Annotated in this window: 7 protein-coding genes; 5 read left to right on the top strand and 2 right to left on the bottom strand. The window is 70.8% G+C overall.

Annotated features, from left to right (window positions below):
• The first annotated feature begins 155 nt into the window (after positions 1-155).
• Together F1721_RS34395 and F1721_RS12610 are read left to right on the top strand one after the other, a co-directional pair.
• Entirely contained in the window at positions 156-305 is a 150-nt protein-coding gene (locus F1721_RS34395; RefSeq protein WP_170301449.1) for a hypothetical protein, read from the top strand.
• Between the two features lie 419 nt (positions 306-724).
• Positions 725-1282 carry a class I SAM-dependent methyltransferase gene (locus tag F1721_RS12610; protein WP_150066973.1) on the top strand — a complete coding sequence of 186 codons (558 nt, stop codon included), beginning with the start codon at positions 725-727 and terminating at the stop codon, positions 1280-1282.
• A 3-nt stretch (positions 1283-1285) separates the two neighbouring features.
• On the opposite strand, the gene F1721_RS12605 is transcribed toward F1721_RS12610, so the two are convergent.
• Positions 1286-4411: an ATP-binding protein gene (locus F1721_RS12605; RefSeq protein ID WP_150066972.1), complete on the bottom strand. Its 3126-nt coding sequence runs from the start codon at positions 4409-4411 to the stop codon at positions 1286-1288.
• A 138-nt stretch (positions 4412-4549) separates the two neighbouring features.
• Here F1721_RS12605 and F1721_RS12600 point away from each other — a divergent pair, with 138 nt between their 5' ends.
• The 3 genes from F1721_RS12600 to F1721_RS12590 all read left to right on the top strand — a co-directional run bounded on the left by F1721_RS12600 (position 4550) and on the right by F1721_RS12590 (position 9313).
• On the top strand, positions 4550-5776 hold the full coding sequence (locus F1721_RS12600; protein WP_150066808.1) for a cytochrome P450: 1227 nt from the start codon (positions 4550-4552) through the stop codon (positions 5774-5776).
• A 138-nt stretch (positions 5777-5914) separates the two neighbouring features.
• On the top strand, positions 5915-7825 hold the full coding sequence (htpG, locus tag F1721_RS12595) for a molecular chaperone HtpG (protein ID WP_150066807.1): 1911 nt from the start codon (positions 5915-5917) through the stop codon (positions 7823-7825).
• 252 nt (positions 7826-8077) lie between these two features.
• Positions 8078-9313 carry an MFS transporter gene (locus F1721_RS12590; protein ID WP_150066806.1) on the top strand — a complete coding sequence of 412 codons (1236 nt, stop codon included), beginning with the start codon at positions 8078-8080 and terminating at the stop codon, positions 9311-9313.
• 95 nt (positions 9314-9408) lie between these two features.
• On the opposite strand, the gene acnA is transcribed toward F1721_RS12590, so the two are convergent.
• Entirely contained in the window at positions 9409-12225 is a 2817-nt protein-coding gene (gene acnA, locus F1721_RS12585; protein WP_170301462.1) for an aconitate hydratase AcnA, read from the bottom strand.
• Between the last annotated feature and the right edge of the window lie 252 nt (positions 12226-12477).

Raw genomic sequence — 12477 nt, 5'->3', positions numbered from 1 at the left:
GGGGTCCCTTTAATCCGGCCGAAACAAAGGCCTACGATTGTTGTTGCAAGCACGGTTCCCCAAACCTTCTTCCGTTCGTCCTGCCCGCTGTTGCGGTCGGGCGCTCCTGCGCGCGCGTGCGGAAGTCGGGGAGGTTCGCAGAAGGGAGGCAAGAAGTGACAACGGTGTGGGTGGCCCTGGCGGCTGAGGCGGTTGTTCTGCTGGCGGTGGCGGGAGCGATGGTCAAGTGGGTGAACCGACCGCAGCCCGGCACCCCTGACCAGGCGATCGAGCCGGTCGGCCCGGTGGCCGAGCGCATCGCCTGAGCGGACGCGCGCGCGGGCTCGGCGCACGGTTCCCGCCCGGGCCCGTACTCCTTCGAACCGGCGGTCGGCGCATTCGGTTCCCATCGTCGGCCGACCGGTTTTCGTTACACAATTCCCGCGGATTTCTCCCGCCATTCGACAAGCCCTGATTCCCCGTTTCCCGGGGGTGGGTCCTTTCGTTCGGTAATGGTCCGAATGCGGACGGTCGCCGCGGTGATCGGCATGTGATGCCGCACATGGTCGTCCTCCGCGCCGCAGTGCCCGATAGGGTGGGCCGAGCCAGTCCGAACCACCTACCGGGAAGGGCGTCCGTGACTCCAGCCGAACAGACCCGCGGTCGGCAGCGGGGCGTTGCCGCACCGCCCCGGTCCGGTGCCGGATCGACGTTGGCCAACTACCGCGCCTTCATCGAGCGCGCGGTGCGCAAGCCCAACCTGGTCGGCGCGGTCGCCCCGAGCTCGCCGAACCTGGCCCGGGAGATGGCCTCCGTGGTGCCGACCTCGGGCACGCCGGTGGTGGTGGAGCTCGGACCGGGGACCGGGGCGCTCAGCGGCGCGATCGCCGAGCGGCTCCCGGCGGGCGGCCGCCAGGTGGCCATCGAGCTGGACAGCGGCATGGTCGAGTACTTGCGCGCCGAGCTGCCGTGGCTGGAGGTCGTCCAGGGCGACGCGGCCCGGCTGGGCGAGCTGCTCGCCGAGATCGGTGTGGACAAGGTGGACGCGGTGGTCAGCGGCCTGCCGTGGTCGATCTTCCCCGCGACGCTGCAGCGCGACATCCTGCACCAGGTCGGCACGGTCCTCGCGCCGGGCGGCGCCTTCACGACCTTCGCCTACGTGCACGCCCTGGGCATGTCCGGCGCCCGCCAGTTCCGCCGCCGCCTGGACCTGACCTTCGACGAGGTCCTGACCTCGCACACGGTGTGGCGCAACGTCCCGCCAGCCCGGATCTACGTCTGCCGCCGCCCCCACCAGGACTGAAGCTCAGCGGGAGAGCGCGGCTGCGGCCAGGTCGCGCCAGCTCGCCCGCGCCCCCTCCCGCGAGACCTCGGTGAACCGCGCGTCGCCGAGCTGCTCCCGCACGGCCTGCTCGATCCGGGCCTCGTCCGGCAGAGCGCGGTCCGGCAGACCGCGCACGCCGGTGCTCGCGGCGAGCAGTCGCGCGGCCTGCTCGTGCTGCTCGCGGCGCAGTGCCAGGTCCGCGATCCCGACGAGAGCTTGGGCGATCAGCGGCGCGTAGCCCGCCTCGGACGCGGCGTGGAAGGCCGCGGTGCGGTGCTCGCGGGACTCGTCGAGATCGTCGGTGAGGTAGCCGAGCAGGTCGTGGAGCATCGCGCCGATGTTCGCCCGCTCGGCCTCCGCGCCCAGCACCGCGGTCGCCGCTTCGAGCTGCTGGCGCGCCTGCTCGGCGTCGCCGCGCCAGCGCGCGAGCTCGGCCCGCGCCAGGGCCAGCTCGGCCAGCTCGTGCGGCCCGGCAACTCCTTCTGCGATTCGTCCGGCTTCGGCCATCGCGGCCGCGCTGGCCTCCGCATCACCGATCAGCCAGTACAGCTGCGCCTGCCGGGACCGCATCCGCACCACGTCGTCGACGGCGCCGACCTCGGTGACCACGGCGATGGCCTGCTCATAGTGCTCGCACGCGGCGGCGAACTCGCCGCGCGCGGCGATGCGGTTCGCCAGTTCGGTCAGGGCGAACGAGATCCCCCACCGCTCGCCGGTCGCGCGGAACTCGGTGAGCGCCGCTTGGAGGTGGGCGTCCACCTCCCGGCCCTCGTGGCCGAGCATGATCCGGGTCTTGCCGAGGTGCAGCCGGGCGAGGGCGCGCACCCAGGGGTCCTCGTCGGTGAGCAGCGGCTCGAACGCGACCAGCGCCGCGTCCGGCTCGTGCAGCAGACGTTCCAGCGGGGCGACCAACCTCAGCGCCGGGTGGTGGTGCGGAACGCGTTGGCCGAGCTCGTGCGCCTCGCTGATCCACTCCGCCGCCCGGTGGTGATCACCCAGCATCCCGGCGGTCACGAAGCTGACGATGAACGAGCACACCACGGCCCGGGTCTCGTCGGGCACCTCACCGGGCACGGCAGCGGCGGCCAGGAGCAGCTCGCTGCCCTCGGCCTTGTGCCCGCCCAGCCACCAGTACCAGCTTGCGGCCGCGGCGAGCTGCATCGCCCCGGCCGCATCGCCCGCCGCGAGCGCACCGCGCATCGCGGCGGCGATGTTGTCGTGCTCGACCTCGAGCGCGGCGAGCCAGTCCAACTGCTCGGCCCGGCGCAGGTGCGGGTCCGAGACCTGGGAGAGCTCGGTGAAGTGCGCGAGGTGCGCACGGCGCGCGAGATCCGCTTCGCCCGCTTCCGCCAGCCGGTGCCCGGCGTACTCCTGGATGGTGCTGAGCATCCGGTAGCGCGGAACCCGGTCGCCTTCGGCCAGCACCAGCGACTTCTCGGCCAGCGCGGTCAGCAGCTCGAGAACTCGCCCGGTTTCCACCGGATCGCCCGCGCAGACCCGCTCGGCCGCTTCCAGGCTCGCACCGCCGGAGAACACCGAAAGCCTGCGCAGCACTGCGCGTTCGGCGTCGGTGAGCAGTTCCCAGCTCCAGTCGATCACCGCGCGCAGCGTCCGGTGCCGGGGCAGCGCGGTGCGGCTGCCCCCGGTCAGCAGGCGGAACCGGTCGTCGAGCCGGTCGGCGAGCTGGTCGAGCGACATGGTGCGCAGCCTGGCCGCGGCGAGCTCGATCGCCAGCGGCATGCCGTCCAGCGCGCGGCAGATGCGCGACATGGTCGTCAGCGCGCGGGCATCGCTGGCGAGGTCCTTGCGCACCGCACCGGCCCGGTCCCGCAGCAGCTGGACGGCGGGGGAGGACTCGATCCGGTCGGGGGCGGCGTCCTGCGCGGGCAGACCCAGCGGCGCGACCGGCCACAGCGCCTCGCCGGTGATGCCGAGCGGTTCCCGGCTCGTGGCGAGGATCCGCAGCCGCGGGCACTCCCCGAGGACCCGGTGGGCGAACTTCGCCGCGGAGTCGATGACGTGCTCGCAGTTGTCCAGGACCAGCAGCATCTCGCGCTCGCGCACCGCGGCGACGACCCGCTCGACCGGATCGGCGTCCGGCGCCTCGCCGAGCAGCGCGTCCCGCAGGCCGAGCGCGGCGAGCGCCGCATGCGCCACGTCGCCGTCCGCGCCGATCGGGGCCAGCTCGACCAGCCAGGCCCCGTCCGGCATGCCGTCGACCAGCGTGCGCGCGGTTTCCGCGGCCAGCCTGGTCTTCCCCGTGCCGCCCGGCCCGGTCAGGGTGGTGAGCCGGTGTTCGGTGACGAGCCGACCGACCGCGGCTACGTCGGCGTCCTTGCCGACGTAGCTGGTCAGCTCGGCGCGCAGGTTGGTCTTCCGGTTCTCCTCGCGTCGCCCCAGCTCGCCCCGCAGCAGCGCGCCGTGCAACGCGGACAGCTCCGGTGAGGGGTCGACGCCCAGCGCATCGGCCAGGGCTTCCCGCGTGCGCTCGTAGACCAGCAGCGCTTCCGCGTCGCGACCAGTCGAGACCAGGGCGCGCATGAGCGCGGCGACGAGCCGTTCCCGCAGCGGGTGCGCGGCCACCAGATCGGTCAGCTCCGCGACCATCTCTGCTTCGCGACCGAGTCCGACCTCCGCGTCGAACCGGTCCTCCACGGCAGCGAGGCGAAGTCCTTCGAGACGGGTGCTCGCCGAGGCGAGTGCTGCGCTGTCCGGCAGCTCGACGTCCTGCAGGGCGGGACCGCGCCACAGCGCGAGGGCCTCGCGCAGCCGCTGCGGATCGTCGCGGCCCTGACCGACGAGGAGCTCGAACCGCACGGCGTCGACGGCGTCCGGGGGCACCGCCAGCCGGTAACCGTTCGGCTGCCCCTCCACCGTTCCCGGCGGCAGTGCCTTCCGCAGCCGGGAAACCAGGCGCTGCAACGCGTTCGCCGCTTCGGCCGGGGGATGCTCGCCCCAGATCCAGTCCACGAGCGCCGCTTTCGGGACCACGCGGCCCGGCGCGAGCGCGAGCGCGGCGAGCAGCCCGCGCAACCGGGCACCCGGCACGTCGACCAGGACGCCGTCCTCCGTGCGGACCTCGAACGGTCCGAGCATCCCGATCTTCACCAGGCCGATTTTGCCACGGTCCACCGGCGGAGATCCGGCTGTTGACGCAAGCCCGCCCCGAGGTGTCAGAGCCGTGTCAGGGGCGTGTCAACGCCGTCGGCGACGGTGGTCGCAGCACCCACCACGAAGGGAAGTTCGATGACTGGAGCAGTTCCCGTTCCGCACGGCCTGCCGGTGGAGCGCGATGCGAGCCCGTTCGACCCGCCGAGCAGGATCTCCCGGCTGCGCGAGTCCCGACCGGTCAGCCCGATGATCTTCCCCGACGGGCACGAGGGCTGGCTGATCACCGGGTACGACGCGGCCCGCCAGGCCCTGGCCGACACCCGGTTCAGCTCCCGCCAGGACCTCGGCGTCATCCACCTGCCGTACGAGACGCCCGGCATGCCGGTCTTCACCGAGCCGTCCCCGGCGGAGCCGGGCATGTTCATCGCGATGGACCCGCCGGACCACACCCGGCTGCGGCGCAAGCTCACCGGCGCTTTCACCGTCAAGCGGATGAAGCGGCTCGAAGCGCACATCGCCGAGATCACCGAGCGGCAGCTGGACGAGCTGGAGCGGCTCACGCCGCCGGTCGACCTGGTGAAGGAGTTCGCGCTGCCGGTGCCGTCGCTGGTGATCTGCGAGATGCTCGGCGTGCCCTACGCGGACCGGGACACCTTCCAGGTCAATTCGAGCAAGCTGATGGTCCGGGACATCTCGTTCGACGACAAGATGGCCGCCTACACCGCGATGTCCGGCTACCTCGCCGAACTGGTCACCCGCAAGCGCGCCGAACCCGGCGAGGACATCCTGTCCGACCTGGCCCGCGACGACGACCTGGCCGTCGAGGAGCTGGTCGGCATCGCCTTCCTGCTGCTGCTCGCGGGGCACGAGACGACCGCCAACATGCTGGGCCTGGGCACCTTCGCGCTCCTGGAGCACCCCGAGCAGCTGGCGGAACTGCGCGCCGACCCGGACCTGCTGCCCGATGCGGTCGAGGAGTTCTTGCGCTACTTGTCGGTCGCCGACGTCTTCTACCGCTACGCCGCGGAGGACGTCGAGCTCTGCGGGGAGACGATCCGCGAGGGATCGACGGTCGCCATCTCGCTGCTGGCCGCCAACCACGACCCCGAGCGCTTCGAGAACCCCGACGCCCTGGACGTGCACCGCAAGGCCCGCGGCCACCTGGCCTTCGGCCACGGCGTGCACCAGTGCCTCGGCCAGCAGCTGGCCCGCATCGAGATGCGGGCCGGTTTCGCCGGACTGCTGCGCCGCTTCCCGACCCTCCGGCTGGCCGTCCCGGCCGCCGAGGTGCGGCTGCGCACCGACATGAACATCTACGGCGTTCACGAACTGCCGGTCACGTGGGGCGATCCGGACCGGTAGCAACGGGGCAGTTCCCCGGACCTCCGCCGGTTCCAGCAGGGGCGTGCCGCGCGCTGGCCATAATTGGCGTGGTGCGCGGGCGCTCCTGCGACTCGACCCGCGCCCGCAGTGCCCGAAGGGAAAGGGGAAGCAGCTCAAGTGAGTACGCAGGCGGAAACCCTCGAGTTCCAGGCCGAGGCGCAGCAGCTCCTGCAGTTGATGGTGCATTCGATCTACTCGAACAAGGACGTCTTCCTGCGCGAGTTGATCGCCAACGCCTCGGACGCGCTGGACAAGCTCCGGCTGGAGGCGTTCCGGGACAAGGACCTCGAGGTGGACACCTCCGATCTGCACATCGCGATCGAGGTCGACCGCGAAAAGCGCACGCTCACCGTCCGGGACAACGGGATCGGGATGTCCCGCGACGACGTGGTGGGGCTGATCGGCACCATCGCGAAGTCGGGCACCGGTGAGCTGCTGCGCAAGCTCAAGGAGTCCAGCGACGCGGCGGCGAACGAGCTCATCGGGCAGTTCGGCGTCGGCTTCTACTCCAGCTTCATGGTCGCCGACGAGGTGACGCTGGTGACCCGGCGGGCGGGGGAGAGCACGGCCACCCGGTGGAGCTCCGCCGGTGCCGGGACCTACACCGTCGAGACCGTGGCCGAGGCGCCCCAGGGCACCTCGGTCACCCTGCACCTCAAGCCCGAGGACGCCGAGGACCACCTCTTCGACTACACCGACGAGTGGAAGATCCGGCAGATCGTCCAGCGCTACTCCGACTTCATCACCTGGCCGATCCGGATGGAGGTCGACAGCCCGGACGGCGCTGGCGGGACCAAGCGCGAGGTCCAGACCCTCAACTCGATGAAGGCGCTCTGGGCCCGCAGCAAGGACGAGGTAGACGAGGGCGAGTACCGGGAGTTCTACAAGCACATCAGCCACGACTGGCGCGACCCGCTGGAGACCGTCCAGGTCAAGGCGGAGGGCACCTTCGAGTACCAGGCGCTGCTGTTCCTCCCGTCGCACGCGCCCGCCGACCTGTTCGCCCGCGAGCGCACCCGCGGCGTCCAGCTCTACGTCAAGCGCGTGTTCATCATGGACGACTGCGAGGCGCTGCTGCCCGAGTACCTCCGGTTCGTCAAGGGCGTCGTGGACGCGCAGGACCTGTCGCTGAACGTGTCGCGGGAGATCCTCCAGCAGGACCGCCAGATCAGCCTGATGCGCCGCCGCCTGACCAAGAAGGTGCTCTCGGCGGTGAAGGCGATGCTGGACGACGACGCCGAGCGCTACCGGACCTTCTGGAACGAGTTCGGCCGAGCGGTCAAGGAAGGCCTGCTCAGCGACCCCGAGAACCGCGACGCACTGCTGGACGTCGTCTCCTTCGCCTCCACGCACGACCCGGAGCAGCTGACGACCCTGCGGCAGTACGTGGAGCGGATGAAGGACGGGCAGCGCCACATCTACTACCTGACCGGCGCCTCGCGGCAGGTCGTGGAGAGCTCGCCGCACATGGAGGCGTTCCGGGCCAAGGGCTACGAGGTGCTCGTGCTCACCGACCCCATCGACGAGATGTGGGTCGACGCGGTGCCGGAGTTCGACGGCAAGCCGCTGCAGTCCATCGCCAAGGGCGAGCTCGACCTCGACACCGAGGAGGAGAAGAAGAGCGCCGAGAGCGAGCGGGACCAGCAGCAGAAGGACTTCGCCGCAGTGCTGGCCTGGATGACCGAGAAGCTGGGCGACGAGGTCCGGCAGGTGCGGCTGACCTCGCGCCTGACCACCTCCCCGGCCTGCCTGGTTGGCGAGTCCTCGGACCTGACCCCCACGATGGAGAAGATCTACCGCGCGATGGGCCACGAGGTGCCGCCCACCAAGCGGATCCTCGAGCTCAACCCGGCGCACCCGCTGGTGGCCGGACTGCGCAAGGCGCACGAGGAGCGGGGCGACGACGCGGAACTGTCCGAAGTGGTCGAGCTCCTGTACGGCACGGCCTTCCTCGCGGAGGGCGGCGAGCTCGCGGACCCGGCCCGCTTCACGCGTCTCCTGGCCGACCGCCTGGCGAGCACGCTGTAACCCGCGGCGATCAGCGGGTGTGAGCCGTGCGCGTTCCCGGGTTCGGAACGCGCACGGCCCGGTCGCGGATCGTGGCGGGTCCGCCACCGTCGGCGTTGTCGTAGAGTTCTCCGGAGCCGGGGTGAGCGCGGCGCGAGGTCCGAGCCGGGGCGCTCACCCGCCCGCGGGTGGTGGCCGGAATCATCGATGATCTCGGCCCGTTCCGCCGCGCGTTCGCACGTCGGCGATCTTCGTCGCCGTCCAGGAGAAGTGATGACCGCTGAACAACAACGCGCGGGCGCGGCCGGGGTCGAGCCGCTGGGGGAGTACGGGCGAAGAGCGGTGTTCGCCTCGTCGGTCGGCTACGCCCTCGACGGGTTCGACCTGCTGATCCTCAGCTTCGCCCTGGGCGGCATCACCGCCGACCTGCACCTGTCCGCCCCGCAGGCCGGTTCGCTGACGACGATCACCCTGCTCGGCGCGGTCACCGGCGGTTTCGCGTTCGGGATGCTCAGCGACCGCTTCGGCCGGGTCCGGATGCTGACCTGGTCGGTGCTGCTGTTCGCGGTGTTCACCGGGCTGTCCGCGATCGCGGTCGGGTTCGCCGACCTCGCGGCCTACCGCTTCGTCGCGGGTGTCGGGATCGGCGGCGAGTTCGGCATCGGCATGACGCTGGCGGCCGAGGCCGTCCCGGCGAGGCTGCGGGCCCGGGCGACGTCCTGGGTGGGTGTCGGCTTCCAGCTCGGCGTGCTCGCGGCGGCGCTGGTGTCGCCGTGGATCATCGGCGCGTTCGGCTGGCGGGGGCTGTTCGTCGTCGGCGCCGCCCCGGCGATCTTCGCGGTCGTGCTGCGCAAGCGGCTGCACGAGTCGCCGAAGTTCCTGGCGGGCAACGCCGATCCGGCGCCGCGCCGGAGCCCGGTCCGGTTGCTGCTGGCCGATGCCCGGACGGTGCGGGTCAGCCTCGCGCTGGTCGTGCTGACCACGGTGCAGAACTTCGGGTACTTCGGGATCATGACCTGGCTGCCGACCTACCTGTCCGAGCAGTTCGGGTACAGCCTGACCAAGTCCTCGCTGTGGACGGCGGTGACGGTGCTGGGCATGCTCGTCGGCGCGGTGGCGTTCGGCCACCTCGCGGACCGGATCGGCCGCCGCCGCACGTTCTGGACCTTCCAGCTGGGAGCTGCGGCGTCGGTGCTGGTCTACAGCCAGCTGGCCTCGCCGACGGCGCTGCTGGTCGGCGGCGCGGTGATGGGTGCGTTCGCCAACGGCATGATCGGCGGCTACGGCGCGCTGATGGCCGAGCTCTACCCGACGGAAGCGCGGGCCACGGCGCAGAACGTGCTGTTCAACATCGGCCGCGGCCTGGGCGGGTTCGCCCCGGTGGTGATCGCCCTCGTCGCCACCGCGCAGGGCTTCCCGTTCGCCCTGGCCCTGCTGTCGGCGATCTACCTCCTCGCCTTCGCGGCGATGTTCGCCATCCCCGAACGCCGCGGCGCGGAACTGGTCTGAGGCCGGAAACACTCGCGCCCCGACGGGAACGGGCCCGGTGCGCTTGTGGCGCACCGGGCCCGTTCGGCAACTGCACCTGCCGGGTCGGCAGGGGATCAGGAGCGGATCATCTTGCGCAGCACGTACTGCAGGATGCCGCCGTTGCGGTAGTAGTCCGCCTCACCGGGGGTGTCGATGCGGACCTTGGCGTCGAACTCCACCTTGGAGCCGTCGGCCTTGGTCGCGGTCACCTGCACCGTCTCCGGGGTCTCGCCCTCGTTGAGCTTGGTGATGCCCGCGAAGTCGAAGGTCTCCGTGCCGTCCAGGCCCAGCGACTTGGCCGACTGGCCCTCCGGGAACTGCAGCGGGATCACGCCCATGCCGATCAGGTTCGAGCGGTGGATGCGCTCGAAGGACTCGGCGATGACGGCGCGGACCCCGAGCAGGCGGGTGCCCTTGGCCGCCCAGTCGCGGGACGAACCGGAGCCGTACTCCTTGCCGCCGAGCACCACCAGCGGGATGCCCTGCGCGGCGTAGTTCTGCGCGGCGTCGTAGATGAACGCCTGCGGGCCGCCCTCCTGGGTGAAGTCCCGGGTGTAGCCGCCCTGCACGTCGTCCAGCAGCAGGTTGCGCAGCCGGATGTTGGCGAAGGTGCCCCGGATCATCACCTCGTGGTTGCCGCGGCGGGAACCGTAGGAGTTGAAGTCCTTGCGGTCGATGCCGTGCTCGGTGAGGTACTTGCCCGCCGGCGAGTCCGGCTTGATCGCACCGGCCGGGGAGATGTGGTCGGTGGTGACCGAGTCGCCGAGCAGGGCCAGCACGCGGGCACCGGAGATGTCGGTGACCGGCGCGGGCTCCATGGCCATGCCCTCGAAGTACGGGGGCTTGCGCACGTAGGTGGACTCCGGGTCCCACTCGAAGGTCTGGCCCTCCGGGGTGGGCAGCGACCGCCAGCGCTCGTCGCCCTTGAAGACGTCCTCGTAGGACTTGGTGAACATCTCGTTGGTGATCGCCGAGTCGATGACGTCCTGGACCTCCTGCGGCGACGGCCAGATGTCGCGCAGGTAGACCGGCTTGCCCTCGGTGTCGGTGCCCAGCGGGTCGTTCTCGAAGTCGAAGTCCATCGAGCCCGCGAGCGCGTAGGCGATGACCAGCGGCGGCGAGGCCAGGTAGTTCATCTTGACGTCGGGGTTGATCCGGCCCTCGAAGTTCCGGTTGCCCGACAGCACCGAGACCACCGACAGGTCGTTGTCCTGCACCGCGGCGGAGATCTCCTCCGGCAGCGGGCCGGAGTTGCCGATGCAGGTGGTGCAGCCGTAGCCGACCAGGTGGAAGCCCAGCTTCTCCAGGTACGGCCAGAGCCCGGCCTTCTCGTAGTAGTCGGTGACGACCTGCGAGCCCGGGGCCATCGAGGTCTTCACCCACGGCTTGCGGGTCAGGCCCTTGTCCACGGCGTTGCGGGCCAGCAGCGCCGCGCCCAGCATCACCGACGGGTTGGAGGTGTTGGTGCAGGAGGTGATCGAGGCGATCACCACGGCGCCGTGGTCGAGCTCGAACTCGCCGAGCTCCTCGGAGGACACCTTGACCGGCTTGGAGATCCGGCCCTTCGAGCCGTTGGCGGCCGAGACGACGGCCGGGGCGGACTCGTGGTGGGTGACCGCCGGGGCGTCGCTGGCCGGGAAGGACTCCTCGCCGGCCTCGTCGACCGCGCGGTCGTCAGCGGTCTCGACCTTGACGTAGTCGGTCAGCGCGGCGCGGAACGACTGCTTGGCCTCGGAGACCACGATCCGGTCCTGCGGGCGCTTCGGGCCGGCGATGGACGGGACCACGGTGGACAGGTCCAGCTCGAGGTACTCGGAGTACTCCGGCTCGTGGCTCGGGTCGTGCCACAGGCCCTGCTCCTTGGCGTAGGCCTCGACCAGCGCGACCTGCTCGGCCGGGCGACCGGTGAGCTTGAGGTAGCGGACGGTCTCCTCGTCGATCGGGAAGATCGCCGCGGTGGAGCCGAACTCCGGGCTCATGTTGCCGATGGTGGCGCGGTTGGCCAGCGGCACCGAGGCCACGCCGGAGCCGTAGAACTCGACGAACTTGCCGACCACGCCGTGCTTGCGCAGCATCTCGGTGATCGTGAGCACCACGTCGGTGGCGGTGGCACCGGCCGGGATCTCACCGGTGAGCTTGAAGCCGACCACGCGCGGGATCAGCATCGACACCGGCTGGCCGAGCATCGCGGCCTCGGCCTCGATGCCGCCGACGCCCCAGCCCAGCACGCCCAGGCCGTTGACCATGGTGGTGTGCGAGTCGGTGCCGACGCAGCTGTCCGGGTAGGCCTGGCCGTTGCGGGACATCACGGTGCGGGCCAGGTGCTCGATGTTCACCTGGTGCACGATGCCGGTGCCCGGCGGGACGACCTTGAACTCGTCGAAGGCGCCCTGGCCCCAGCGCAGGAACTGGTAGCGCTCCTTGTTGCGGCCGTACTCGAACTCGACGTTGCGCTCGAAGGCGTCCGGCTTGCCGAACACGTCGATGATCACCGAGTGGTCGATGACCAGCTCGGCCGGGGCCAGCGGGTTGACCTTGGAGGTGTCGCCGCCGAGGTCGGCGACGGCCTCGCGCATGGTGGCGAGGTCGACCACGCACGGCACACCGGTGAAGTCCTGCATGATCACCCGCGCCGGGGTGAACTGGATCTCGGTGGACGGCTCGGCCTTGGCGTCCCAGTTGGCCAGCGCGCGCACGTGGTCGGCGGTGATGTTCGCGCCGTCCTCGGTGCGCAGCAGGTTTTCCAGGAGGATCTTGAGGCTGTAGGGCAGCCGCTGGGCCCCCTCGACGGCGCTGAGCCGGAACACCTCGTAAGAGGCGTCGCCGACGTTCAGCGTGCCGCGGGCGCCGAAGCTGTCCTTGCTCGCAGGTGCAGTCACGTTCAACTCCATCTCGCGACGGGCGCAAGTTCGGGAACGATTGCGAGTCTCGCGCACGTCGGCCGAGCGTGCGCGCAGAACCCGCTCTCTTCGTCGTTAACAGTACGCTTGTCCTGTAAGGCCCCTCAACTAAGGGTCGGCAAACTCTCGATCACATGTACCACTTCGTGCAAAACCGCTGTTTTTCCGGGGGTTCCCAAAGATTGGGACGCCGGTACCGGAATCGGCTTCTGGGTGGCCGGGGACGCGTGCTTCGATGGTGCG

The sequence above is a fragment of the Saccharopolyspora hirsuta genome (assembly GCF_008630535.1).
In the GTDB taxonomy this organism is placed as follows: domain Bacteria; phylum Actinomycetota; class Actinomycetes; order Mycobacteriales; family Pseudonocardiaceae; genus Saccharopolyspora; species Saccharopolyspora hirsuta.
Note: the sequence above shows the minus strand (reverse complement) of the source record. Positions and strands in the feature narration are given on the sequence as shown.